The following is a 26,314-nucleotide window of genomic DNA, read 5'->3' on the forward strand; positions in this document are numbered from 1 at the left end:
GGCCTAGAATAAATGGTTTGAACACGCTAATTTCGCCCGTATGATGTTTTTTCATTCAAAAGGGACGCTATTTTATGCTGTTTGCCGTCAAAAAATACATCGGTAGTCTGTTACTGCCGCTGCCGTTGTTAATGCTGGTGCTGGGTATCGCGCTCGCCCTGTTGTGGTTTTCGCGCTGGCAAAAAACCGCCCGAATCATGCTGACCGGCGGCTGGCTGGCCCTGTTATTGCTGAGCCTGCAGCCCGTGGCCGACAAGCTGCTGTTGCCATTGGAATCCCGCTACCCGACCTGGACGCCGGATTTTCCTAAAGTGAATTACATCGTGGTGCTGGGTGGAGGGTATACCTTTAATCCAGACTGGCCGCCCAGCGCGAACCTTATCAACAACAGCCTTGCCCGGGTCACCGAAGGTATTCGGCTCTGGCGAGCTAATCCTGGTGCCAAACTCATTTTTACCGGAGCCGCAGCACAGGGTAACCCCGTAACCAGCGCCAGCACCGCTGCACGGGTCGCGGAAAGCCTGGGTGTGCCCGCACAAGATATCCTGCTGGTGGATAAGGCACACGATACGGAAGAAGAAGCGGCGGGAACCGAGGCCCTGATCGGCAAACAACCATTCCTGCTGGTCACCTCTGCCAACCACCTGCCACGCGCTATTCGCTTTTTTCAGGCTCGTGGCCTGCATCCCATTCCTGCGCCCGCCAATCAATTGGCTATCACCTCGCCGTTGAACCCTTGGGAGCGGGTATTCCCCTCCGCGCTCTATCTGTCTCACAGTGAACGCGCCTGGTATGAAGGGCTGGGGCTTATCTGGCAACAAATGAAAGGGGTCACCCCCCAGCCGGAATCCTGATAGCCGACCGACTGAGAGCGGATAGAGTGATAACAGCAACGCGGGAGATTCAGACATCACCCGCGGTGCTGATTATTCAAGCCAGGGCAGTAATTCTCGGGTTGCGGTATCAAACAAGGGGCGATCCAGTTGGCCGGTGTGGATATAACGGGAAACCGCCGCCCACAGGATGTACAGCCAGCGGCGGCAAACAAAGGACTCAGCCAACGGTGCCTGTTTCAGATAGTGATAAAACAACTGCTCCGGCATACCCGGCTCTTCACACAAACGGAACAGGTCATACTCTCTCGGGGCCCACAACATCATGCCGGGGTTGATCATCGCCAGCAGTTGATCGCTGCGGGGGTCTTTGAGCATGCTGCGCAAGGTCAGATTGCCGTGTACCAGTACGCAATTGTCATCGAAGTCCTCAAACAATCTGGGCAGACTTTGTCGTGAACGGTACAACACGGTGCGATCCTGCTGGGTCAGTTGCGTAGCATTGACATTCATCAGCGTGGACCACAGCACCTCCAGTCGCTGGCGATACCAGTTTGCCCAGCTATTATCCTGTGTACTGTCCACCGTGCCGACGCAGCCATGACTGTCGATGCGGTGCCACGCCAGCATGTTCTCGACAATTTGATCCATCAGTAACGTCCAGCGCTGGGGCGAGCGGGACGGTGCCTCTACCGATACGCCACGCAAGCGTTCGATGAGCAGCAACTCCTTATAAGGTGCCTGATGCGTCATCACCATTCCGTAAACGGTGGGTAACCTGACTTCACCTTCGCGGGACAGCATGGTCAGCTTATACGCTTCCTGTCCGGCAACGCCCTGGCAAATATAGCTTTTCGCCAGCAGTGGCATCGCATTGCCCGCGTGATCGTACAGAGCATACAAGTGCGCGTAGGGTTGTTCACTGATGCGTTCAAGGCGACTGAGTGATTCCCCCAGCACCGTACTCAATTCAGCTTTCAAGAGTTCCATAAGCGACCTATCTCGCGGTTGCAGACTTGTGTCGTTGTCACATGCCTTTATCATGCGAGTAGCACATAACAATTTCCCCAATGCAGATCAAAGAAAGCGGGATATACAACGGTGCAACTGATTGACGATAGACAGTATTCATCGCCCCCAGAACGATCATCCCCACTGTCACTGGTTTACCGGCAAAAAAAAGCCCGCCGAAGCGGGCATCAGTGAGATTATCTGATGGTATCGTCCTCTATCCTTCCGGATAACGGCCACACCGCGACTTTTTTCAACTCACCTTATTTTTCAGTTCACCTTATTTCAGCTCAAACGCCCCCAGATCCGGGGCGGCACCTTGATACGCAATCTTCACGTCACCGCCCTTATCGATCATCCAGCTATCTGTCGCCAGACGCAGGTGTTTGAGCACCGGTAAGCTGCCATCAGCCTGACGCGGCGCATCCCAACCGGTGGTCGATACACTCTGGAATTCCGCATCAGAAATCACGTTGCTGTAATTCCAGGAGTTGTAGCGCATATTCGCGCCATCGGTATAGGCCAGTGATTGCGACTTCGCCGCATAGGAAATATTGTTGCGCAGGGTACCCAATGCTATCGCGTTACCGTTTGCATCAATGCCGCGCATGCTGAAGTTAACCGCATTTCTGTACGACGTATTATTAAAGAAATCGTTCGCAACCGGATGGTGGTTAGCATAGAAACCGGCGGCTTTATTCAGAAAGGCGACCGAATTTCTCACAACGTGTTTCGGCGCATTGCTAATATATTTGGCACCGTAGCCACCCGCCTTGAAGCCGTTGCCGTTACCGGCCGCCAGGGATGTCGTTGTGCCGGGCAGATAACCGTGAGACCAGGCCCAGGAGTTCTCGATAGTGACCGCGGAATACGCGTTGATAAGATCAAAACCATCATCCGAATTAGACCAGGCACGGCAACCGCTAAAAATATTGCCTGGCATGTTAGCGGCGATATGCGCGCCGAAACCATCACCACTCTGTCCGGCACCATTAGACGTCAATGGATCATAGTTATGGTGCGAGTCAGAATTAAGTACGGTGTTATACGCACCATTTTGCAAAAATAGCCCCGTCCCCATGATGTGATGGATATCGAGCTGCTCAAACCGATTGTTGCTGCCTTTTATCCACACACCCCATGATTCGTGGTTTTTATTATTGTTTTGCGGCACGCCTTTTATTTCCAGCCCTTTCAGGGTTACCCAGTCTGCGACGACGTTAAATCCTTTAACGCGGCAGTCATCTTTCATTTGGCTGAAATCAAATACCGGTGTTTCGCCAGTATAGGCGACATATTCAATGCGTTTGCCGGAGGTACCACTCTTGTTGAGCGTAATCGCATTCACGATATCCGTCTGACTGGCGCAGCTATTAAGTCCGGCGGTAAAGGTATAAGTACCACCACGAACCCACAGGCGATCACCCGGGGAGAGGGTTTGTTGTGCGCGGGCGAACGATTTCCAGGGGGCGCTTTTACTGCCGTTACCTGAATCACTGCCATTCGGTGCCAGATAGTATTCCGCCGCCAGAGTTTGTGCGGCAGTCCCAGTCAGTACGCATCCCATGATTATGGGTAAAAATTTTTTATTCATATTCATTGTTACTCCATCCTTAAGTAAAAAAATCAATACATTCATCATAATGGGATGAATGCCATCCAATAATAAGCCATGGTTAATCATTGTGCATCAGTGCCATCGGTTTTTATTATTCCGCTCTCTTTTTCATTCTTTTTTTCATTCCCCTGTTTCATTCCTCTGTTTCATCATTCCTGCCAATAATAAAAACCTGCCATCTCAGACACCGGATTTATTCATGACAGGATTACCCTCTCTTCAGGCAAAGCTGACAAGTCTTCAGGCAGAACTGACCAGCAAGGCCACTGGCAGGCGTTATGCGGATGATGCTAAATGGCTGGTACCGATAGCGGCACTGTGTGGGATAAAAAAAGGTGGGATAAAAAAAGCACATGTGTTGTTAGCACATGCGCTTACGAGACGGTATACCGAAACCGACGTCAGTTAGCCATCATTACCGCTCTGACCCGAGCCAGATCTTCAGGGGTATCAACACCGACGCTCGGCACTTCTTTGGCTACTGCGACATGGATCTTCTCGCCGTACCAGAGCACACGCAGTTGTTCCAGCATTTCGATTCTTTCCAGTTGGCTGGGTGCCCAACCAACATATCGACGGATAAATCCGGCACGGTAAGCATAAATCCCGATATGTCTCAGGAAATGATCACCGATGGTCTCCCGGGATTCAGCAAAACGGTCACGTTCCCACGGGATTGTGGCGCGAGAGAAGTAAAGCGCATACCCTTCCGCATCAGTGACCACTTTCACCGCGTTCGGATTAAACGCTTCCTCACAGGTCGTGATCGGCACAGCCAGCGTTGCCATACCAGCACGGCTCCCCGCCAGATTATCTGCCACCTGACGAATGATCACCGGCGGGATCAATGGTTCATCACCCTGCACATTGACGATGATTTCATCATCGGCAAACCCATAACTGTCGATCACTTCAGCCAGCCGCTCGGTACCGGAGTTGTGATCCGGGCTGGTCAAACAGACTTCGCCACCCGCCAGTTCAATGGCGCGCGCAACATCGGCGTGATCGGTCGCCACCACAACACGGCTGGCACCCGACTCACGGGCACGCTCCATGACGTGCACCACCATCGGTTTGCCATGAATATCCGCCAGCGGCTTGCCTGGCAGCCGGGTAGATGCATAGCGAGCGGGAATAATTGCAGTAAACGTCATTGTGCAATCTCATCCGGCGCCAGTGAGCGAGCTTCGTTTTCCAGCAATACGGGAATGCCATCCCGCACGGGGTAAGCCAGCCCGTCGACTTTACAAATCAGTTCCTGTTTTTCTTTGTCAAAAACCAACCGCCCGTTACACACCGGGCAAGCCACGATTTCAAGCAAACGATGATCCATGCTTCCTCCCATCAAGAAGCGATTATCAAAAATAGCCGGTCACCCGATTTTCGTCTGACGCGACATACTACTTTTCGTATCAATCAGTTGCGTCAGACGCTGTAATAGTAACGTCGACTCCGGCGCCGACAATTCGGCATCAACCGGCAGATACCACCAGTTGGCACGAGCAAAGGCGCGACATTTCACCGCATCCTTCTCTGTCATCATCAGGGGTTGCTGGTCAGAGTCAGTCAGCCGCTGTAACTCTTCAGCTTGCCAGTGTTGATGGTCGGCGAACGCCACTTCACGCACCAGCGTGCCCCCCAGCGCTTTCAGCGTAGCAAAAAAGCGCGGTGGATGGCCGATTCCCGCCATAGCGACTAGTGGTGGCAACGCCGATACCGCCCGGCGTTCTCCAGTCAGCAAATTCACGGCATCACCCGCTGTGAGTTGCATGGCAATCTCGCCCGGTTTCGCTTCACCACCATTAACAATGACCGCGTCAACGGTCCGCAAGCGCGAGGCGCGCTCCCGCATCGGTCCGGCAGGCAACCACCAACCATTGCCGAAACGACGAATGCCGTCTACCACCACCAGCTCCATATCCCGAGCCAGTGCGTAATGTTGCAAACCGTCATCCGTTACAATCACATCCAGTGGGTGCTGAGCCAGCAATGCCTTCACCGCTTCACAACGTTTAGGGGCCACAGCAACGGGTGCACCGGTACGCTGGTAAATCAGTAGCGGCTCATCACCGGCCTGTGCGGTCGTCACCTTATTAGTAACCTGTAGCGGATACTGCTCCGCTTTACCGCCATAACCACGCGATACCACACCAACGCGATAACCCCGTTGCTGCAATTGCTCCACCAGCCAGATAACCACAGGTGTCTTACCATTGCCGCCCGCCGTCAAATTACCAACGACCACCACTGGCACTGGTGCACGCCATACCTTACGCCAGCCATACTGGTAGCTCAGCCGTATAAGATGGCTGACCAGCCCATAAAGCAACGACAGCGGCAGCAACACCAGATACAGCGCCGAGCGCCCTGACCAGATGCGTTCAATCATGCGCCAAACTGCAATTTGTGGAGCTGGGCATAGGCCCCGTTTCGCGCCAGCAACTCATCATGCTGACCACGCTCGATGATCTGTCCGTCCTCTACCACCAGAATTTCATCCGCATTTTCAATTGTGGACAACCGGTGGGCAATGACCAGTGCAGTACGGTTCTTTTGCAACTCGTCCAATGCCGCCTGAATAGCGCGCTCCGATTCAGTATCCAGCGCCGATGTCGCCTCATCCAGAACCAGAATCGGGCAATCCCGCAACAGCGCCCGGGCAATAGCGATGCGCTGACGCTGACCGCCAGACAACAACACCCCGTTCTCACCGATGACGGTATCCAACCCCTGATCCAGTTTGCCGATGAAATCCATCGCGTGGGCCATTTTGGCCGCCCGCTCGATATCCTCACGGTTGTAGCGATCGCCGCAGGCATAGGCGATATTGTTGGCAATGGTATCGTTAAACAGGTGCACATTCTGTGATACCAACGCTACCTGGTTGCGTAATGATGGCAGCGTATAATCGCGTAAGTCGCATCCATCCAGCAGAATTTCGCCAGACTGGATATCGTAAAAACGGGTAATGAGATTGGCGATAGTCGATTTGCCAGAACCTGAACGCCCTACCAGCGCCACGGTTTTTCCGGGCGGGATATGCAGGCTAATATTTTTCAGCGCCAGCGTTTCTTTACCGGGATACGCGAAGTTAACATCACGGAATTCGATATTGCCTTTAGCGCGCTCCAGTACACGGGTACCGGTGTCTTTCTCCTGCTCCATATCCAAAATGGTAAACAGGGTCTGGCAAGCCGCCATACCGCGCTGAAACTGCGCATTGACGTTCGTGAGCGACTTCAATGGCCGCATCAACGTAAACATGGAGGAGAACACTACTGTGATGGTACCAGCCGTCAACGTTTCCATCACCGATGGGAAACTGGCGGCATATAACACGAATGCCAGCGCCAGCGAGGCGATTAACTGCACTACCGGATCAGAAATGGAAGATGCGGATACCATTTTCATGCCCTGCTGACGCATGCGATTGCTGACGGCATCGAAACGCTCTGCTTCGACGGACTGCCCGCCAAAAATCAGCACTTCTTTGTGCCCTTTCAGCATCTGCTCAGCGCTGGTCGTGACCTGTCCCATGGTGTTTTGCATATTTTTGCTGATACTACGAAAACGCTTTGACACCACCCGCATACTGTAGGAAACGATCGGTGCAATCAGCACCAAAATCAGCGATAACTGCCAGCTGTACCAGAACATCAGCACAAACAGGCCGATGATAGACGCCCCTTCACGTACTACGGTTACCAGCGCGTTCGACGATGAGGATGCTACCTGCTCGGAATCATAGGTGATGCGCGATAGCAATGTACCGGTAGATTGCTGATCAAAGAAGGACACCGGCATCCCCATGATGTGGCTGAACAGCCGACGACGCATGTTCATCACCACCTTGCCCGATACCCAGGCCACACAATAGCTGGACACGTAACTGGAGATGCCACGCATAATCATCAACCCGATGATAGCCAACGGCATCCACACCAGCACACTGCGATCAGCCTTGCCGAATCCGTCATCCAGCAACGGCTTAAGCAGGGACAGCATCAGCGTATCGCCTGCGGCGTTGACCACCAGCGCCACTGCCGCAACGGCCAGCCCGGCTTTATAGGGGGAGATCATCGGCCATAGGCGACGAAACGTCTGCCATGTGGAGAGATCTTTATCATTAATCATGCAATAAACCTGAGCCTTTGATAAATAGCCGTCTATTATTACTCATTATCCCGGCCAGCGCCAAACCACTGATGATACCAGCGAGGTGATATTTCACCCCGGTAGCGCAACATTTCGATGCTTTCGTCGAAAAAATGCACACTCAATTGCCCGCTGCTGGCTGTATCACGCCAGCGATACCCCATTTGACGGTAACGCCTTACCACGCTGACCGCTGGCAAGCGCCACGGATTGTATCGGGAATTAGACGACAATACGGCTTTCGCCCCCACAGCCCGTAAAAACGGTGGTGATGACGATGTGGTGCTGCCATGATGCGGCACTTGCAGAATATCCGCCGCTAATTCGCCCGGTTGTGTGCGCAATAGTGCGGCCTCATCTTCGCGCTCTACATCGCCTGTCAGCAATACCCGATAATGCCCATCATCGACCCGAACCACACAGGAATCGTGATTGCCAGCTTCACGAACCCGTAACGGCGGCCAGATAACGCTAAACGTCAGTCCCTGCCAATGCCACTGTTCCCCCTGAACACAAGGATGGTAGCTCGGCTCAAGCAACGAACTGTATATTGGCACCGATGGAAACGCGCGCTGCAATGTCTCCAGCCCACCGCGGTGATCCAAATGGCTGTGGCTAAGGATAATGCCCTCCAGCTGTAGCCCTCGCCATGCAAGATAAGGCAGGATTTCACGCTCAGCGCTATTACCACCTTCCCAGCCAGGTCCGGTATCGTACAGCCAGGCTTTACCTTGCCGTTCAATCACTACCGCTAGCCCATGCCCGACATCCAGCATATCGATACGCCACAACGGTGCCGGTGGTTTAGGACGCAGCACCATGAAGAGAACCAACGCCATCAAGCTGAACGGGTATGTTCTCCACCAGCCAAAGCGCCAGACGACAACCGCCAGCCATCCTGCTACGCTGTATGGCACGAGATGTTCTCCAAGTGGTAACCAGCCCGGCGGCATGGCCTGCAACGGCAGGAAAACCAGTGCCAGCGATCGATCAGCCAGCCACCAGAGACCTTGTGCCATCACCGGAATCCCCATTAGCGGTAACGCCAGCAGAATCAACGGCGTCGTCACAAATGAAACCAGCGGTACCGCCCACAAGTTGGCGGGTAGAGAACTCAGGCTAACGCCATGAAAGATCAACACCTGCAGTGGCATCAGCAGCAGTATGACACCTGTCTGCATGTGTAATCCACGCAGCCATACCCATCGCCATGCGTGTTGCATGTGCGGCGGCAAAGGTGCCCATTGATACCAGAAAATCAAGGCCGCGACCGCCAGTACCGAAAGCCAGAAACTGTCTGAGAGAACACTCAGTGGATCACTGACCAGAATTACGGCCACACACCACAACCACACCTGCCATGATGACACTGACAGACCTCGCAATCTGATCAGTGTCCAGCACGACAAGGCCAGCGCCGCCCTTACTGCAGGCGGGTTTCCTCCAGCCAGCCAGACATACACCCAGGCAAAACACAGACCACACCACAACGGGATGCGATGCCCAACCAGATGGGCTGGCAGCAGATATTGCACTGCACGTACCAGACTCCAGCCAAGCAGTGCTGCCAGTGCAATATGCAACCCCGATATCGCCATCAAGTGCATAATCCCTGTCTGTCGAAGCACGTCGAGCACCGCGTTTTCCACAGTGGCCATTTCCCCAACCGCCAGTGCCATTATGATTGAGCGCCACGGCAACGACAGAGTTTGCTGTTCCAGTACATCAACCAGTCGCTGACGCAACCCGCATGCTGATGCCTCAACCTCAGCAGCCATGATCCGACCGGTAAACGGTTGGGCTTTCGCCAGTGCCCAGCGCTGGCGATCAAATCCTCCTTCATTCAATCGGCTATGAACAGGACGTAGCCGCAACCGAAGACTCCACAACTGCCCACCGCACCAGTTACTCATCTGCGGTTGTGCATCCAGCCTTGCATAGAGCGGCGGAAATACCCAACGCCCGTTAATCTGTAACAAGCGCACCACAACCTGATCGGCATCCGCTTGTGCAAATCGGACACTGCTCACACTGACCTTCGCGGCCAGCGGCTGTCGGGTATACCGTTCCACCTGGTCCAGCATCAAACGCCCACTGTAGAAGCTCCAGAGAACGCCAATCACCACCAATCCGAGGAGACAAAAACGTGATCTCAATAGCCACAATGCGGGAAGCCCCCACCACAGCACTCGGGTATCCGGCATCTCTGGCATTATCAGCAACAGCAACGGCCCCACACTCAATGTTGTTGCCAATTGGTTCAATGAAATTCTGATGGCGATTCCCTTACCCGTTATCGCCGATGTTCCGGCAATCCTCCTTTCCGGCTGCAGTCTGCCACCCCATCATCCCCGGTAGTAGACCGAAATGGCACATCAGGAATGTGTTACGCAAACAACCGCAATAGTTGCACACCATTACATTGAGACTGCGAGACGCTATGAATGTACCAACACGCCTCAGGCACCGCTGTTGACAATCAACAGCACCCCGATCAATCGTCTATCGCGGTCGCACCACCGTTTAGATATGCAGGTTGCGTAAATAGCGGGAGATTATGTAAAAAATTGTGCACGTCCATCGGCATACACGACGCGTGTCAGGGATAACGATTAAAAAGGGAGAACTCACCTATGGCTGACAGGCATGGCATTTCTTCAGTAGGGGCTTTACTGCTCGGCTCGTTGACGTTATCAGCCTGCACGGTTACTCCCCAGAGTTCGCCTGGTGATAACCCGATTCAACGGGTGGCAAACGCCGCCAACGAATGTACTAGCGATATACTGGCACAGGTGAAGCGCCTTGGTGGGAGATATCAGGTACTAACCCGATACTACATTAAAAATCAGACGATTGAGATAAACGGCGGCAGGGTTGTCGATACGCAGGTACGAGAGCTTCCTGCCATCAATGCCACATCCTTAGATAACGGCGACCCTGGCAGGGCCTGGCACGATTGCATGAAGGGGAAAAACGCGCTGGCACCGGAAATTGTGATGAGTCAGTCATAAGCCTGACAAACGGCTTACCCCATCGGATGCAGTGCTCAGCCCAAACGCATCAGGGCCGGAAACCGGCCCTGAATCAGTGAAATTACTTCGCCTCTACTGGTGGTTTGATTTCACCCATTTCTTTGATTTTGCGGGACAGCTCACGACGCTCTTTCGACAGTTCCGCGTTCTTGATGATGTATTCATCAACACGGTCTTCATAGTCGCTACGCATGTTAGCAATAATGTTCTGGATGTCTTCAATCGACATACCCGGTTTGATGTACTCACTCAGGTTATCCAGCAGCAGTACACGCTTCTGGTTATCGCGGATTTTCTTTTCGTTATCTGCAATTTCACGCTGCAGCTTGTTTTTACGACGGAACATACGCACGAATTCCAGTACATCCTGGAAACATGGCTTAGTGTTACCCTTATCCATTTCTCTACCCTTACTTAACGATTAAGATTCGTCACGCGGAAACCGCTCTGCGTTAACCATACAGGTTAGCCGCTATCGTCGACAAGGTGGTTTACCCACATCGCTGATGCAATCGTTGCCTTTCTGTGCACCCTATCACTCCCGCGAGCGGATTGCACCTGACTCGATTCAACACAGCATAACATCGCTGCGGTCAGCTTTAGTCAGACGACAGGATGGTTTACCATGGCAGCTTTGTGTTGTCCGTCACCCTTTTTACTGAAAGAGTAATACGTTGCCGTTACGCTGGCGAACCATTGCGCATGGTTCTAAGGCCAGCGAAAACCGGCGATGACAAACACGCTTCGCGGCGGTATGAGTATTTTATAACGCACGCCGACATCAGGCTGAACAGAGAGAAACCGTGCAAAACCAACACATCGAACCCACTTTTTTCATCCACGATTATGAGACTTTTGGCAAACATCCAGCCAAAGATCGCCCGGCACAGTTCGCTGGCGTCCGTACTGATTTGAATTTTAACGTGATTGGCGAGCCGGTCGTGATCTACTGTCTGCCAGCCGATGACTACCTGCCCGACCCGGAAGCGGTAATGATTACCGGTATCACACCGCAGGTGGCACAAAAACGAGGAGTACGCGAAGCCGAGTTTGCCAGCCACATCCATGAGGCGTTCAGTGTGCCAGGCACCTGCATCATGGGATACAACAATATCCGCTTTGATGACGAAGTCAGCCGTAACCTGTTCTACCGCAACTTCTTCGACCCTTATGCCTACAGTTGGCAACAGGGCAATTCTCGCTGGGATTTGCTGGACATGTTGCGGGCATGCTATGCCTTACGCCCTGATGGCATTGTCTGGCCGGAAAACGACGACGGTTTTCCCAGTTTCAGGCTGGAGCATCTGACTCGTGCCAATGGTGTTGAGCATACGCAGGCGCATGATGCGATGTCCGATGTCTATGCCACTATTGCGATGGCGCGGCTGCTTAAACAGGCGCAACCCAAACTGTTTGATTATCTCTATACGTTACGGAACAAGAATAAAGTCAGCGCGTTAATCGATATCCCGCAAATGAAACCACTGGTACATGTTTCCGGTATGTTTGGTGCCGCACGGGGTAATACCAGTTGGATCGTACCGCTGGCCTGGCACCCGGATAATCGCAACGCGGTCATTGTTTGCGATCTGGCGGGGGATATTCAGCCTCTACTGGCGCTGGATGCGGATGAATTGCGTACCCGGCTTTATACCCGCCGAAACTTACTGGCTGAAGATGAATCGCCCGTCCCTATCAAACTGGTGCATATCAACAAATGCCCAGTACTGGCGCCTGCCAGTACACTGCGACCAGAAGACGCGGAACGGCTGGGTATCGACCGCCAGCATTGCCTGAATAATTTACAGTTGTTGCGTCAGAATAGTAGCGTGCGAGAGAAAGTTGTGGCGCTATTTGCCGATGCACCGCCGTTTGAGGCAGCTAAGGATGTCGACCTGCAACTTTACGATGGTTTTTTTAGTGACGCCGATCGCGCTGCGATGGCAATTATCCGTAAAACCGATGCTCAACATCTCCCTGCACTGAATCTCCAATTTGCCGATCGTCGGGTGGAGGAGTTACTGTTTCGCTATCGGGCACGCAACTTCCCCGGTACGCTGGACGAACAGGAGCAACAACGCTGGCTGGCACATCGGCGTGAGGTATTTACCACCGAGCGGTTACAGTCTTATTCAGATCTACTGGAGAGTTTGTACCAGCAATATGCCGATGATGAGCAGAAAACCACACTACTAAAAGCACTGGTCGCTTATGCCCAACGACTTGTGGCCTAAAAGATAAAATAGGCAACCATCATGCACGCACCATCGCACTTACTACTGCAGTTACCTCGGGCTCTCCGCTGCAGCCCCGGTATCCTACTGCTTGCTGTTTTGTCGGCCATCACCTCACCGATAGCCAGTGCCATAGCGGTGACTCAGCCAGTTTCTATCGGTGCCTTGGTGACATCGCCGTACCAACAGGTGACAGAAAAATCTTTTTCAGTCACGCCAGAGACACTTATTACTCGTGCTAATACCAATCTGCTCAGCCTGCATTGCACTTTTCACTTCATTGCGGAGCGCAATTCACTCAGTAGTACAACATCTTCAGATACGCATTCACACATCAAACTCATAAATGACGTTTCTCCGACCACAGGGAAAGTAACATTATTGAAGTTGATGGTTGCTGGCGATGGAACGGAACAATCTGGGGTGGATAATCTGAGCGCGGTTGTCGCTGCTTATGGTGCTTTAGTGGATGGAGGGGATGGGATAAAAATCGTATCACCAACCATTAAACAGCTTCTGAACGCAAAGACGTCGCCTGCAGTAGTGGTGCTGAATAATATTCGATTTATTCGCGTCTGGCAGGGTGGTACTAATTTGTTTGCCGCGGCGCCACTATAACCGGTATACCTGTTCATGTAAAAAAACCGGGCTCCCGCGGGAGCCCGGTTTCATTACCAGGAATTACGCCAGATCTTCGTTGTACTGCGGTACCGGCTGGCTGAAACGGCGCGTCACAAAGGCCAGATAAAGCAGACCAATCGCTGCCCACACCAGTCCCAACGTCATGGATGTACGCTCCAGATTCAACCACAACGCGCCTACTGTCAGCGCGCCCATAACCGGCAGAACCAGATAGTTCACCGTATCCTTCAGCGTCTTATTACGGCGCTCACGGATATAGAATTGGGAAATCACCGACAGGTTCACAAAGGTAAACGCTACCAGCGCGCCGAAGTTGATCAACGCCGTCGCGGTAACCAGATCAAACGAAATCGCCGACAGTGCAATCACGCCAACCAGCAGTACGTTCAATGACGGTGTACGCCAACGGGGATGCACATAACCGAAGAAACGCTCCGGAAACACGCCATCGCGTCCCATCACGTACATCAGGCGTGAAACACCAGCATGTGCTGCCATGCCAGACGCCAGTACAGTCACGCAGGAGAAAATCAGAATACCGAACTGGAAGGCTTTGCCTGCCACATATAGCATGATTTCAGGCTGTGAAGCATCCGGGTGCTGAAAACGCGAGATATCCGGAAAGTAGAGTTGCAGGAAGTAAGACACCACAACAAAGATCACCCCACCCAGCAGGGCTGTCAGGAAAATCGCTTTCGGAATCACGCGACCGGCATCTTTGGTTTCTTCAGACAACGAGCTGATCCCATCGAAGCCGAGGAATGAAAAACACAGAATCGTCGCCCCCGTAATCATTGGTACTACGTGGGCATTATCAGACCAGAACGGACGGCTGCTGGCCAGCGTACCGGCCCCTTCCCCCTGAGACACACCGTAAATCACCATCCCGGTGATAACCACCATCACGGCAACCTGCAGTACCACTATCAGGCTGTTGAAGTTGGCGACGGTTTTGATGCCACGCAGGTTGGATAACGTCATGAACCCTACCAGCAAAACGACAAAGATCCATGATGGGATACTGGGGATCAACGTTTCAAAATAGATTTTTGCCAGCAGGATATTGATCATCGGCATAAACAGATAGTCCAGCAACGATGACCAGCCCACCATGAAGCCCACCGTTGGGCTAATGGCTTTTTGCGCATAGGTATAGGCCGAACCGGCCGACGGGAAACGACGCACCAGTTTGCCGTAGCTGAGGGCGGTAAACAGGATAGCAATCAACGCAAAGGCATAGGCCGTCGCGACATGTCCATCCGTCAACCCAGAAACGATGCCGAAAGTATCAAACAGCGTCATCGGTTGCATGTAAGCCAGCCCCATCATTACCACTGGCACCAGCGTCAGGGTCTTACGCAGTTGTACGCGCGATGTGGAAACCGTGGAATCAGTTGTCATTACGCAAACCTCCTTTATCGATAGCCGCCATCACCCATGAATTCATCGCCAATGGCAACGTAGCACAACGATGTTTCAGGTAACTGGAAGTGGTCGTGCGAACGAGGTCGCTGTAACCGAGGTGAGCATGAGCAGCAGACACGCCGCCCGGTGCAAAGTCTGCCCAGATAGCATCTTTGCCGCTGCGTTTACAGCACCAGCCGGCGGGCACCGGCTCAAAAACAACTGATTGCCCCATTGTCTCTCTCTATTCACTCTGCGCAGCCTGCACGGCATGCGTGTTACTGATATCTATCCGGAACCATCAACAGCGCCGGCCTCTTGATGAAATACAAAAAAATAACCGACGCGATAACGGTGCGTCGGTTTTTCAGGGCGCGTATTTTGCCCCAGCTAGCAATTTGAGACAAGACCTGTTATCTCAATCGAGTGCGACTTACGCACACTTATCAAGCTTGATGTTAATTAATCAACGCAGGCGTTTGCGCTTTTCGTTCTGATCCAACTCCAGTTCAGTAATAACCTGCTGTAATCCACGCTCCTGCACCGCACTTAACGTCGGGAATTTGAAGCTCAGGCGCTCTATCTGTTTGACTTCGCCCTTACTGTCGACCACTTTCGTGGTGGCATGGTTGACAAACTCCATGTCCAAACAAAACTGCCCATAACTGGCGAGGTCGACATCGACATTTTTCAATATCATTCCCGGCTCAAACAGCCCTGCCAAGTTTTGATCATCGGTGTACATGCACAAGCCACCCAATGACAGATCCTTCAGGTTAAATTCAAAATAGGTACTGTCAGGTAATTCCCCACGGCAAACCATCGGTGGCCAGGCAGGCGAATTAATGCGGAAAAAATTACGGCGCTGGATATAGTACAGCACGTCAGGTATCGCCGCACAGAAAGCAGGCAAGTTGTCATGTTCAACCGTGCGGATAATCTCAGTACGAAATTCAACTTTGGCACCCGCCGTTTCCGCCACAAAACCAAGTTCGCCAGCAAACAGCGCCCGGCTGTTTTCACGCTCCAGCGCGCCAAGGTCAAACAGGAACTCTTCCTCGTCCGAATCGACCTCAAGGATCTTACTGATGAATTGGCCATGTGTGTGATACACCATTACAGTGGCGTCCTGCTTTTGCAGTCCGCGCAATGTGGCGCAAATAGCCATCTTGCCGCGCCTGGCGTACTGTTCTTTCATATTGTCATCCACTACATCCATCCCCACCGTCAATTGAATGGTTAATCCGTTATTCAGTGTCCCAGCCCCCTGGATACGACATGGCACTAGTATCGACATGGTTCTCGTCAACTTTAGTGCTTTATCAATTCATTAGCTTATATACCCACCCTCTATCGCGTTGCCAATACGCCAATCCGGTTTCTCACGTTTTTCCATAAACCTGCTAAGGGGCCAACGCACACAGTCATTCAATAATCAGCTATTCAACAAGCCGTTATTTAAAACCTGTTATTACTTATCCGTTGTTCAATTTCTGCCAAACCCGCCAATGTCCTGAAACGTGAATAGTAGAAATATATGGCGCACACGGAATCTTCGGCACGCACAATGCCCCGCCAGCGCGAGGCACATTTCATGAGAGGCAAACATTCATGAAAAACAGGAAGGGCTGTTAGTCAATAATAGACGAGGTTTCAGCGGCAGGATAGTGTGAAAGTAACCAGGTCAGTGCGAGCAGGTCGGCGCTACCGCCAGGGCTGATATTACGTTCAACCAGTGCACGATTCATTTCCTGTAAACCCTGATGCGTCACACCATCGGACAGTAAATTACGTGCATATGCTTGTACGAACGCCAACCCGTCTATCCCGCCCCGGGAAACGACATTAGTATCCGGGTTGTTGGCCATTAAAACCACCAGTGCCTGCAATAAAGCGGATTCATCGTCGTTACCCTGTGCACGAGCACTGAGGTAGGCAGGTAACGCATACAGGCGTGCGGTAGCAAACCCGCTGGCAGCCTCGCCCCGTGCACCAGTCAAGCCATGGCGTCGAAACAAAAGCTCACCTGCTGTCGCTGTATGCTGACTATTCTCCAGCTCATTGCGAACCAAATCGGCACTCATCTGCGCCACGCACTGACATAGGCTATCTTGTGTCAATGGCTGTCGGCGTCCTGCCAGCCAGCCTGCAGCACTACACAGCAGCCCAAAGGCAAAGATACCGCCTTTGTGGGTATTGACGCCGCCTGTTGCTGCCAGCATCGCTTGTTCCGCAGCAATACCAATCGGCCGCACCTGCGACAATAGCTGGGTTATCGGCAACAGGCTGTGCGTCATACCAGCTTCGGTAAAACGGGCAAACCACGGGGTCAGCGCGGCGATACTGGCCTGAAATAACGGCACATCCATATCGCGATGCGCGCCATTATTATCCCTATCCACCAGACCGGGTTTTGGCGTCAGCATCACTTCAACCGTCAACGCGGCCACTACACGTTGGTGAATATCAGGTAAAGCCACCAGCACGCCGGTGGCATCAGGAAATAACGTCGTCAGTAATGGAGAAGCAACAACCGATTCAGTGTGCGTCAAACCAGGCATGGAGGATACTCTCGATTTTTTCAATCACGTCCGGTAACGCATGGCGGCGCGAACGCGCGCAGGCATGCGCCGATTCCTCACAGAGTATACACCGACGGCGATCGTGCGCCAGCAACGTTCGACTGACTGACCCTTCCTGCGGGCAGAACACGTCAAAATCCCACAGCCGCCCCAGCGCATGCTGCTCTTCCAGCGCAATCGCCGCCGCCTTCACGCTCAGCGCATCCTTGGTTATCGCCCAGAACGCCTCCGACCCCGTCTCCAGCCAGTGCAGCTGCTGCTCCCGCACCTCCCATCCCCGGGCCAGACACAGGTCATTGAACGCCGCCACGGCTTCTGTCATCGCCCGACGGTACAGCGCCGAGTCCTTCACCGCACCGGGCGTCACCAGCGTCAGCGACACCACCGTCGACCGGTGCAACGCCAGCAGCTGCTGCTGGCGTGCATGGCGGCGCTCCTTCGCCGCCAGCAGGCTGTCCAGTGAAACGCTGACCGCGGCGCCTGTCGCTGCCTCGCTCACGCCTTGTCCTCTTTCACCTGACGCACCACGTCGATCACGCTGCCGTCACGGTAGCGGATCACCCCCACGATACGGTCGTGAAACTCAATCGCCTTCGGCTCGCCCACCAGCGCTATCGCCCGCTGGTACAGGTCTTCGATAGACATCACGCTCAGCCCGGCCTCGGTCAGGCGTTCCGCCACGTCCGGGCGCGACGGGTTCACCGCGATACCGTGGTCCGTCACCAGCACGTCTATCGCGCTGCCCGGCGTCACGCAGGTGGTCACCTGACGCACCACCGTCGGGATACGGCTGCGGATCAGCGGCGCCACCACGATGGTCAGGTTCGCCGCCGTCGCCACGTCGCAGTGCCCGCCCGATGCCCCGCGCATCACCCCGTCCGACCCGGTTATCACGTTCACGTTGAACTGGGTGTCGATTTCCAGCGCACTCAAAATCACCACGTCCAGCTGGTCGCAGCACGCCGCCTTGGCGCTCGGGTTGGCGTACACGTTGGTCGAGATTTCCACGTGTTGCGGGTTTTTCGCCAGCGACGCCGCCGCGTTGGCGTCAAAGCACTGGGTGTCCAGCAGCGTCTCTATCAGCCCCTTCTCGTGCAGGTCGACGATGCTGCCGGTAATGCCCCCGAGTGCAAAGCGCGCCGTCACCCCCTGCTTGTGCATCCGGTCTTCCAGAAAACGGGTACAGGCGGTCGAGGCCGCGCCGGAGCCGGTCTGGATGGAAAAGCCCGGTTTGAAGTAGCCGGAATGGGCTATCACGTCCGCCGCCCGGCGGGCTATCAGCAGTTCACGCGGGTTGCTGGTCACCCGCGCCGCCCCCACACTGATTTTCGCCGGGTCGCCCACTTCCTCCACCGGCACCACGAAGTCCACCTGGTCCTGCACGATGCTGGCCGGCATGTTCGGGAACGGCACCAGGCTTTCCGTCAGCAGCACCACCGTCTTCGCGTAGTGCGCGTCCACCATCGCGTAGCCCAGCGACCCGCAGCGCGATTTCCCCGACGTGCCGTTGGCGTTGCCGAATTCGTCGCTGCTCGGCACCCCGAGGAACGCCACGTCTATCGTCAGCTCGCCGCTCTGCAGCAGGTGCACCCGCCCGCCGTGCGAGTGGATTTGCACCGGCTCTTTCATCAGCCCGTGCGAAATCGCGTCCGCCAGCTTGCCGCGCATGCCGGAGGTGTAGATACGGCTGATCACCCCGTTGCGGATATGCTCGATCAGCGGCGCGTTGCAGGTCATCAGCGAACTGGACGCCAGCGTCAGGTCCTTAAAACCCAGCCGGGCCAGCGTGTCCACCACGTGGTTGATCACCTTGTCCCCTTCACGGAACGCGTGATGGAACGAAATCGTCATGCCGTCCTGCAGCCCGCTCTTGCGAATGGCCTCCTCCAGGTCGGCGCACAGCTTGCGCTGGTGTTTTTCGGTGACGTCATTCAGCCAGGGGGTGCTGTGGTTGGCACTGACGAACGGTTGCAGCGGGCTGTTTTCCGGGTATTGCTTCTGCAGTGCTTCAATAAAGTTACTCATGATCCAATCCTGTCATTGCGAGGCCCGCCAGCGCGCTGTCACGCCGCCAGCCGGCCAGTGCGGAAACTGTCGGTTAACCGGTCCGGGCCTACTGGCGCACGCCGGAGGCCAGCGCACGCTCCACCACCTGGCGGGCGTGGTTGATAATCGGGCCGTCGATCATTTTTCCGTTCAGCGAGATGACCCCCAGCCCGGCGCGCTCGCCCTCTTCCGCCGCCCTGATCACCAGGTGGGCGTAGTCCACCTCGTCCTGGGTCGGCGCGTAGGCGTTGTGCAGCAGTTCAATCTGGCGCGGGTTGATCAGCGACTTGCCGTTGAAGCCCAGTTTGCGGATCAGCTCCACTTCCTTCAGGAACCCGTCCTCGTCGTTGACGTTGGAGTACACCACGTCAAACGCGTCGATACCGGCGGCACGGGCGGCATGCAGCACCGCACAGCGGGCGTAGAACAGCTCGGTGCCGTCCCCGCGCTCGGTCTGCATGTCCATCACGTAGTCGAACGCCGCCAGCGCGATACCAATCATGCGCTCGGACGAGCGGGCGATGGACACCGCGTTGATCACCCCGACCGCCGACTCGATGGCCGCCATGATGCGGGTGGAGCCGACGGCACGGCCGCAGGCCTTCTCGATGCGCGCCAGGTGGTGCTCCAGCTCGTCGACGTCGTCGGTGGAGTCGGTCTTCGGCAGGCGGATGACATCCACCCCGCCACGCACCGCCGCTTCCAGGTCCTTGAGCCCGAACGGGGTGTTGAGCTGGTTGATGCGCACCACCGTCTCGATATCCCGGTACATCGGGTGCTGCAGCGCATGGTAGACCAGCAGGCGCGCGGTATCTTTCTCGCGCAGCGACACCGCATCCTCCAGGTCGAACATGATGGAGTCCGGCTGGTAGATGAAGGCGTTGGACAGCATGGCGGCATTGGCGCCCGGCAGGAACAGCATGCTGCGGCGCAGTTTTTTCGGTTGCGTGGTGCTCATCACAGTGTCTCCCAGTCAATCTGATCAATCTCGGCGGCACGCAGCACGGCGCTCTGCACCCGGGCCCGGATGACGCAGTCCAGCGCCCCCTTGTCGTCCACCACGATGGTGCCGGACTCGACGCCCAGCGCGCTCAGCGTGTCGTTCACCACCCGGGTGATCTGGTCGCCGAACTGTTTGATGACTTCACTGTTTATCACCACGGTCAGCTGGCCTTGCGCCGGCGCTACCTTGACCAGCAGGTCGCTGGATTCAAAGGTGCCCGCCAGGGCCTCCTTGATAATTTTCATGTTGGTTTTCCTGCCTGATACATTAAAAACACGTCACGCGCAGGCGAGTTCGCCATAGCGTTGTAAATGCGCAAACGTCGTCGCCGGCACAATCTGGCGGATGGCGTCGAACTGGCGCTGCCGCAGCAGCCGCCGGACCGCCGAGGCGGATATCGCCTGACCGTCGTGCTCGCGCGTGCGTTCGATTTCCACCACCGTCAGGGCCGGGGCGGGCACCCGCCCGTCCTGCTCCAGCCAGTGGTGCATGTCCTGGTTGTACTGGTGCGTCACCGGGCAGAACGGCTCGGTGCCGACAAAGCGCCGGGTGATGCCGAGCGCCGGGGCGATGTACTGGCGGAAGATAATCAGGTCCAGCGCCGCGTGCGCCTGACTTATCAGTTGGTCTTCCTTCAGGAAATAGCCCGGAAAGGTGGCCTTGGAAATCAGGTATGCCGACCCGGCGTGCACCGTCAGGTTGGGGATGTCCGCCACCCCCTGGCGCACCATCTCCAGCCGCTCGGCGAACGGGAAGAAGGAGACGTCCTCGCGCACCACGAAGATGTGCAGCCAGTCACAGGCCTGCGCGGCCTGCTCGGCCAGGTAGCGGTGCCCCAGCGTGAACGGGTTGGCGTTCATCACGATGGCGCCGATGTCCCGCCCCGGTCTGGCCTCGGCCGCCAGCGACTGGCAGTACTGCCTGATGCCGAGCGGCGTGTTCTCCATCAGCACCGCCTGGTCGTCATAGCAGGCAATCGGGTAGAAGCCGCAGCCGCGAAACGCCGTGATGTTGCAGGGACGGGTGTAGAGAAACAGGTGGAACAGGCCGCGCTCGGCCGCCAGCTGCACCACCTCGTTCACCACCTTCGCCCCCAGGCTGAGTTCGCGAAAGTCGGGGTCCACCGCCACGCACTTGATGGTGCTGGCGCACAGCCCGGCACAGGCCACCAGCCGCCCGTGATGCGTGCCGGCCACAAAAAACTCGACGTCCTGGTCCCGGTCCAGCTGGCAGCGCGCCAGCAGCGCGGTGATCTCCGCCAGTTCAGGGGACGGGACGCGCGCATCCAGCGTGGCAAACGTAACACTCTCGTCGTCATCGGCGTACATAACGGTTATCCTGCTTGTTGCTAGGCCCCGTCACCGCGGGGCTGACGCCGCCGGTCACCCGGCGGCGGGAACGATTCAGTGCCCGGCCGCCACGGACGCGGCACGCGGGGCGGTCACCGGCCGGACGGCCTCGCCGATGGTGTTGCGCAGGTGGCCGACCTTCTCGATTTCCACCTCGATGCTGTCGCCCGGCTTGAGGAACAGCGGCGGGGTGCGTTTCTTGCCGACACCGCCCGGCGAGCCGGTGATGATGACGTCACCGGCGCTGAGCGCGGTGAAGGTGCTGATGTATTCAATCAGGTCCGCCACCTTGTGGATCATGCTGGCGGTGTTGTCGTCCTGCACCATGCGGCCGTTGAGGAAGGTGCGGATGGCCAGGGCGTGCGGGTCGGGGATTTCGTCCCGGGTGGTGAGATAGGGGCCGAAGGCGCCGGTCTTCTGCCAGTTCTTGCCGGCGGTGAACCAGCTGTGCTGCCAGTCGCGGGCAGAGCCGTCCATGTAGCAGCTGTACCCGGCGACAAAGGACAGCGCGTCGTCACGGTGGATGTTCTGGCCGTTTTTGCCGATGATGACCGCCAGCTCGCCTTCATAGTCGAACTCGCTGGAGTAGTGGGGCTTGAGCACCGGGGTGCCGTGGCCGGTCTGGGAGTCGGCGAAGCGCACGAACAGGGTCGGTGCGGGGTTCAGCTCGTTGAACTCCTTGCGCTTGTCGGCGTAGTTCATGCCGACACAGAGGATTTTGGACGGCGCGACGATGACCGGCAGGAAGGTGACGTCGGCGACGGCGACATCCGGCGTGTCGGTCTGGAAGGCGGCGGCTTCGTGGAGCGCCTGGCCGGCCAGCAGGGCTTTCAGGTCGGCGTAGCGGTCACCGAGGCGGCTGCCCAAATCGATCAGCCCCGCCGGTGTGTGGATCCCGTAACTGTTTTTGCCCTGATGGCGATAACTTGCAAGTTTCATAATCTTTCCCGTTTAAATAAGGCCGCGAGCTATCGCGGCGTTATTTGTTTTTTGTCATACAACCGTCACACCAGGAACTTGCCGAGTACCAGCAAGGCCACGGAGACGTTGATTGCACCACCGATGCGGGTAGCAATCTGAGCGAACGGCATCAGCACCATACGGTTACCAGCAGTGAGAATCGCCACGTCACCGGTACCGCCCTGCCCGCTCTGGCAGCAGGAGATGATGGCAACGTCAATCGGGTGCATACCGATTTTCTTGCCAACGAAGAAACCAGTGGTAACCAGTGCCACAACAGTGGACACAATCACCAGCAGGTTGGTTATTGTGAAAGCGTGTACCAGCTCTTCCCAAGGGGTGATCGCCACGCCAACAGCAAACAGAATCGGATAGGTCACAGAAGTCTGGAAGAATTTGTAAACAACCTGAGAACCTTCGAGCAAACGCGGAGACGCGCCATTAATCAACTTCACGATCACCGCGGCAAACAACATGCCCACCGGAGCCGGTAAACCAATCAGTTTGTAGCCCAGCATCCCGATCATATACAGCAGGATAGCCAGCAGTGCGCCTGCAGCCAGATTGGTTGGATCCATCTTGCCGCTTAAAGAGCTGGTCAGCGAAGTCGGTGCCGTTTCAGTGGTATTTGCTTTATTCGGCATCAGGTCACCTTCACCGGTCAGGTGCGGGTAACGCTTGCCTAGTTGGTTCAGCACACCGGCCAGGACGATGGCAGTCAGGCTACCTAGCATAACGATAGGCAGGATACGACCCAGTGCAACGCCCTGCTCCATGTGCAGCAAGGTGGCATAACCGATAGAAAGAGGAATCGCCCCTTCACCCACACCGCCAGCCATAATCGGCAGTACCAGGAAGAAGAAGATCTGGAACGGATCCAGGCCCAGCATAATACCCACGCCCATACCAACCAGCATGCCCACAATTTCACCGCACAGCATGGGGAAGAAAATGCGCAGGAAGCCCTGAATCAACGTCTGGCGGTTCATGCTCATGATGCTGCCGACAATGATGCAGCAGATATAGAGGTACAGAATGTTGGTGGATTTGTAGAACTTGGTGGTGGCATCCACAACCACATGCGGCAACAAGCCGTAGTAAACCAGTGCAGACGGAATAAACGTGGCGCAAATCGCCGCTGCTCCCATCTTACCGATAAAAGGTAAGCGCTTACCGAACTCCCCACAGGCGAAACCGAAAAACGCCAGCGTGGCAACCATCACCACGATGTCACTGGGCAACTTGCCGTCCAGGCAATCCAACGCAATTAATAGCCCAGCCAGGATAAACAGCGGCACCGGAATAACACCAATTTTGTAGTTATCCAGAATGTGCCACCATTTTTCTTTTAATGAAACCTTCCCAGAGGCCTCATCTTTTACAACGATATAAGAATCATCAGTGGTACTCATAACCTTCTCCCCTTGTTATTTTCCCGTGCATCTTAAGAGGTCAACACAGGTTATTATGTGATAATCATCAAATTAAAAAATGAGTTTTAATGGTACTTATGGATTTTATGGTTTTTATTATTTTTCCATTAAAAATCAATGAATTGAATTTTTAGATTACGGGGAGTTTTGACGTGGTTTTTATGGTTTGTATGGTTCAAATGGTCCTTATTTCGAGAAAGAAATAATATGTTGTGAAAAAGTAATTAAAATGTCCATTCTTAGTGACAAGCAATTTACGTCTTATTTAAAACAACTGAAACAAAAATACCATTTTCACAATCTGCGCGAAACGCTTCACAAGACTATTTTTTAGTCCCTTTCTTTTACGCCTTTCATGATAAATTAGCCACCTTCGTTTGCGCGTTTCTCGGTGATTAGCACATTATGACGGTCAGGCTCCCATTCCATCTCAAGCTGTTCATCTACCTGATGATCTTTTTTTCTCTGTTGTTGATCACCGCAGGGCTTTATTACTATCGGGCCGTCGATCGCCAGCTCTATGACGAGTTGGGCAGCCGGGCGCAGATTCAGGCACGAGAAATCGCGATTATTCCCTCGCTAATCGAGGCGGTGAAATATAAAGATACCGCCACCATCGACAATCTGGTCGATCAAATCAAAGCACGCAGCGACGCCAGCTTTATCGTCATCGGCGATCGCAACGCGACCCACTTGTATCATTCTGAAGAACCGTCACTGCTCGGCACAGAAATGATAGGCGGCGACAATAAAGAAGTGCTGGAAGGACAAAGCTCTATCACGCTGCGGCGCGGTGCGATTGGTATTTCACTGCGTAGCAAAGCGCCGATCATGGATGGAGATCAGGTCATCGGCATCGTGTCGGTCGGGTATTTGAAAAAGCGCATCGATAACCTGACATTCAGCAAAGTAGCGCATATCGGGCTGCCTATCGTCGCGATGCTGGTTGCGTTGTTTTTCTTTTCCTGGTGGTTCTCCCGCAACCTGAAGAAGCAGATGTTCGGGCTGGAGCCGCTGGAAATCCGGCTGCTGGTCAGGCAACAAAAGGCATTGTTGGAATCTATTTATGAAGGTGTGATCGCCATCGACAAGCAACGCAATATTGCGGTGATCAACCATGCCGCCAAAGATTTGCTGAGTCTGACGATGCCTTCGTATCAATTACGCGGCAAACCGATCGACGACATCATTACCCCCGTGCCATTTTTCTCTAATGAAGATATTTGGATAACCGATACTCATGATGAGATTTGCCGTTTCAATCAGACCACGGTTATCGCCAGCCGTGTGCGCATTATGCTGGAAGATGAACTGCAAGGCTGGGTAATCAGTTTTCGTGACAAAAATGATATCCACACCCTAAGCATGCAACTCAGTCAGGTCAAACGTTATGCCAACAGCCTGCGTATTCTGCGCCATGAGCAATTGAATTGGACGGCCACGCTGGCCGGATTGTTGCATTTGCGCCGTTATGATGAAGCCGTGCGTTACATTGAAGCCCAGTCGGAAGGGGCGCAGGTGGTGCTGGATTTTATCTCCAGTCGTTTCTGTTCGCCGGCGCTTTGCGGGCTGTTGCTGGGTAAATTCGCCAGCGCACGCGAGAAAGGCATTGAGCTACGTTTTGACCCACGCTGCCAGCTTAACAGTATCCCTGCATCACTCAATGAAACAGAGCTGATGTCAATTATTGGGAATTTAATTGATAATGCGGTGGAAGCTACACTGGCCTGTACCTCGAGTTACGACCCTGTCGAAGTGTATATCTACGACGGTGAGCAGGAATTAGTCATTGAAGTGGCTGACCAAGGGACAGGTATTGACCCCACAATTGCAGATCGGGTATTTGAGATGGGTGTCACCAGTAAAAAAGAAGGCGATCACGGTCTGGGTCTGCATCTGGTTGCCAGCTATGTCAGTCAGGCACAGGGTGTGATCGAAGTTTCTGACAATTCGCCTCACGGCGCTATTTTTTCTATCTTCATTCCAAAAATAATCAATAACCAATAACCGGG

Annotated in this window: 24 protein-coding genes; 5 read left to right on the forward strand and 19 right to left on the reverse strand. The window is 54.6% G+C overall.

Annotation, left to right across the window (positions count from 1 at the left end):
• Positions 1-74: 74 nt before the first annotated feature.
• Positions 75-854: an envelope biogenesis factor ElyC gene (gene elyC / locus FGI04_RS09030; protein ID WP_407321344.1), complete on the forward strand. Its 780-nt coding sequence runs from the start codon at positions 75-77 to the stop codon at positions 852-854.
• A gap of 72 nt (positions 855-926) precedes the next feature.
• Here elyC and FGI04_RS09035 read toward each other — a convergent pair whose 3' ends face one another.
• The 7 genes from FGI04_RS09035 to FGI04_RS09065 form a co-directional block, all read right to left on the reverse strand.
• Positions 927-1,823: a YcbJ family phosphotransferase gene (locus FGI04_RS09035; RefSeq protein WP_342700711.1), complete on the reverse strand. Its 897-nt coding sequence runs from the start codon at positions 1,821-1,823 to the stop codon at positions 927-929.
• A 301-nt stretch (positions 1,824-2,124) separates the two neighbouring features.
• Complete coding sequence (pelN, locus tag FGI04_RS09040) at positions 2,125-3,444, reverse strand: pectate lyase PelN (protein WP_342700710.1); 1,320 nt, start codon at positions 3,442-3,444, stop codon at positions 2,125-2,127.
• A gap of 419 nt (positions 3,445-3,863) precedes the next feature.
• On the reverse strand, positions 3,864-4,616 hold the full coding sequence (gene kdsB / locus FGI04_RS09045; protein ID WP_407336594.1) for a 3-deoxy-manno-octulosonate cytidylyltransferase: 753 nt from the start codon (positions 4,614-4,616) through the stop codon (positions 3,864-3,866).
• Complete coding sequence (locus FGI04_RS09050; RefSeq protein ID WP_012884914.1) at positions 4,613-4,795, reverse strand: Trm112 family protein; 183 nt, start codon at positions 4,793-4,795, stop codon at positions 4,613-4,615. Before FGI04_RS09050 ends, kdsB begins: the two co-directional genes overlap by 4 nt.
• 39 nt (positions 4,796-4,834) lie before the next feature.
• Positions 4,835-5,851 (reverse strand): tetraacyldisaccharide 4'-kinase, encoded by a 1,017-nt coding sequence (gene lpxK / locus FGI04_RS09055; RefSeq protein WP_407336595.1) that lies wholly within the window; start codon positions 5,849-5,851, stop codon positions 4,835-4,837.
• Positions 5,848-7,596 (reverse strand): lipid A ABC transporter ATP-binding protein/permease MsbA, encoded by a 1,749-nt coding sequence (msbA, locus tag FGI04_RS09060; protein WP_342700707.1) that lies wholly within the window; start codon positions 7,594-7,596, stop codon positions 5,848-5,850. Before msbA ends, lpxK begins: the two co-directional genes overlap by 4 nt.
• 38 nt (positions 7,597-7,634) lie before the next feature.
• Positions 7,635-9,830, reverse strand: coding sequence for a ComEC family protein (locus FGI04_RS09065; protein WP_407337403.1), 2,196 nt, complete (start codon positions 9,828-9,830; stop codon positions 7,635-7,637).
• 420 nt (positions 9,831-10,250) lie between these two features.
• Here FGI04_RS09065 and FGI04_RS09070 point away from each other — a divergent pair, with 420 nt between their 5' ends.
• Positions 10,251-10,628, forward strand: coding sequence for a hypothetical protein (locus FGI04_RS09070; protein WP_407336596.1), 378 nt, complete (start codon positions 10,251-10,253; stop codon positions 10,626-10,628).
• An 82-nt stretch (positions 10,629-10,710) separates the two neighbouring features.
• On the opposite strand, the gene FGI04_RS09075 is transcribed toward FGI04_RS09070, so the two are convergent.
• Positions 10,711-11,049 (reverse strand): DUF496 family protein, encoded by a 339-nt coding sequence (locus tag FGI04_RS09075; protein ID WP_012884919.1) that lies wholly within the window; start codon positions 11,047-11,049, stop codon positions 10,711-10,713.
• A 403-nt stretch (positions 11,050-11,452) separates the two neighbouring features.
• On the opposite strand from FGI04_RS09075, the gene sbcB reads away from it, so the two are divergent.
• Both sbcB and FGI04_RS09085 read left to right on the forward strand, forming a co-directional pair.
• The gene (gene sbcB / locus FGI04_RS09080) at positions 11,453-12,883 is read left to right on the forward strand and encodes an exodeoxyribonuclease I (RefSeq protein WP_407321342.1); all 1,431 of its coding nucleotides are present in this window, start codon (positions 11,453-11,455) and stop codon (positions 12,881-12,883) included.
• A gap of 21 nt (positions 12,884-12,904) precedes the next feature.
• Positions 12,905-13,501 (forward strand): hypothetical protein, encoded by a 597-nt coding sequence (locus FGI04_RS09085; protein ID WP_342700704.1) that lies wholly within the window; start codon positions 12,905-12,907, stop codon positions 13,499-13,501.
• A gap of 63 nt (positions 13,502-13,564) precedes the next feature.
• Here the strand turns inward: FGI04_RS09085 and FGI04_RS09090 are convergent, their stop codons facing one another.
• From FGI04_RS09090 to FGI04_RS09140, 11 genes are all read right to left on the reverse strand, one after another.
• Positions 13,565-14,926, reverse strand: a complete 1,362-nt coding sequence (locus tag FGI04_RS09090) for an APC family permease (RefSeq protein WP_012884921.1) — start codon at positions 14,924-14,926, stop codon at positions 13,565-13,567.
• Entirely contained in the window at positions 14,916-15,164 is a 249-nt protein-coding gene (locus FGI04_RS09095) for a hypothetical protein (RefSeq protein ID WP_407336597.1), read from the reverse strand. Before FGI04_RS09095 ends, FGI04_RS09090 begins: the two co-directional genes overlap by 11 nt.
• Before the next feature lie 231 nt (positions 15,165-15,395).
• Positions 15,396-16,226 carry a flagellar regulator YcgR PilZN domain-containing protein gene (locus FGI04_RS09100; RefSeq protein WP_496111673.1) on the reverse strand — a complete coding sequence of 277 codons (831 nt, stop codon included), beginning with the start codon at positions 16,224-16,226 and terminating at the stop codon, positions 15,396-15,398.
• A gap of 334 nt (positions 16,227-16,560) precedes the next feature.
• The gene (gene citG / locus FGI04_RS09105; protein ID WP_407273530.1) at positions 16,561-17,490 is read right to left on the reverse strand and encodes a triphosphoribosyl-dephospho-CoA synthase CitG; all 930 of its coding nucleotides are present in this window, start codon (positions 17,488-17,490) and stop codon (positions 16,561-16,563) included.
• The gene (gene citX, locus FGI04_RS09110; RefSeq protein WP_407336598.1) at positions 17,468-18,010 is read right to left on the reverse strand and encodes a citrate lyase holo-[acyl-carrier protein] synthase; all 543 of its coding nucleotides are present in this window, start codon (positions 18,008-18,010) and stop codon (positions 17,468-17,470) included. Before citX ends, citG begins: the two co-directional genes overlap by 23 nt.
• Entirely contained in the window at positions 18,007-19,536 is a 1,530-nt protein-coding gene (gene citF / locus FGI04_RS09115; protein ID WP_407321226.1) for a citrate lyase subunit alpha, read from the reverse strand. Before citF ends, citX begins: the two co-directional genes overlap by 4 nt.
• A gap of 88 nt (positions 19,537-19,624) precedes the next feature.
• A complete protein-coding gene (citE, locus tag FGI04_RS09120; protein ID WP_407273533.1) occupies positions 19,625-20,515 on the reverse strand; it encodes a citrate (pro-3S)-lyase subunit beta in 891 nt (296 codons plus the stop codon).
• Complete coding sequence (gene citD / locus FGI04_RS09125) at positions 20,515-20,805, reverse strand: citrate lyase acyl carrier protein (RefSeq protein WP_342701320.1); 291 nt, start codon at positions 20,803-20,805, stop codon at positions 20,515-20,517. The genes citE and citD overlap by 1 nt, the downstream gene beginning before the upstream one ends.
• A 33-nt stretch (positions 20,806-20,838) precedes the next feature.
• Positions 20,839-21,888, reverse strand: coding sequence for a [citrate (pro-3S)-lyase] ligase (gene citC, locus FGI04_RS09130; RefSeq protein WP_407273534.1), 1,050 nt, complete (start codon positions 21,886-21,888; stop codon positions 20,839-20,841).
• A 75-nt stretch (positions 21,889-21,963) separates the two neighbouring features.
• Positions 21,964-22,848, reverse strand: coding sequence for a fumarylacetoacetate hydrolase family protein (locus FGI04_RS09135; protein WP_012885224.1), 885 nt, complete (start codon positions 22,846-22,848; stop codon positions 21,964-21,966).
• Between the two features lie 65 nt (positions 22,849-22,913).
• Positions 22,914-24,281 carry a 2-hydroxycarboxylate transporter family protein gene (locus FGI04_RS09140; protein WP_342700660.1) on the reverse strand — a complete coding sequence of 456 codons (1,368 nt, stop codon included), beginning with the start codon at positions 24,279-24,281 and terminating at the stop codon, positions 22,914-22,916.
• 426 nt (positions 24,282-24,707) lie between these two features.
• Between FGI04_RS09140 and FGI04_RS09145 the strand changes: the two genes are divergently transcribed.
• On the forward strand, positions 24,708-26,309 hold the full coding sequence (locus FGI04_RS09145; RefSeq protein ID WP_342700659.1) for an ATP-binding protein: 1,602 nt from the start codon (positions 24,708-24,710) through the stop codon (positions 26,307-26,309).
• Positions 26,310-26,314 lie beyond the last annotated feature (5 nt).

Source organism: Dickeya ananatis, from assembly GCF_019464615.1.
Taxonomy (GTDB): domain Bacteria; phylum Pseudomonadota; class Gammaproteobacteria; order Enterobacterales; family Enterobacteriaceae; genus Dickeya; species Dickeya oryzae.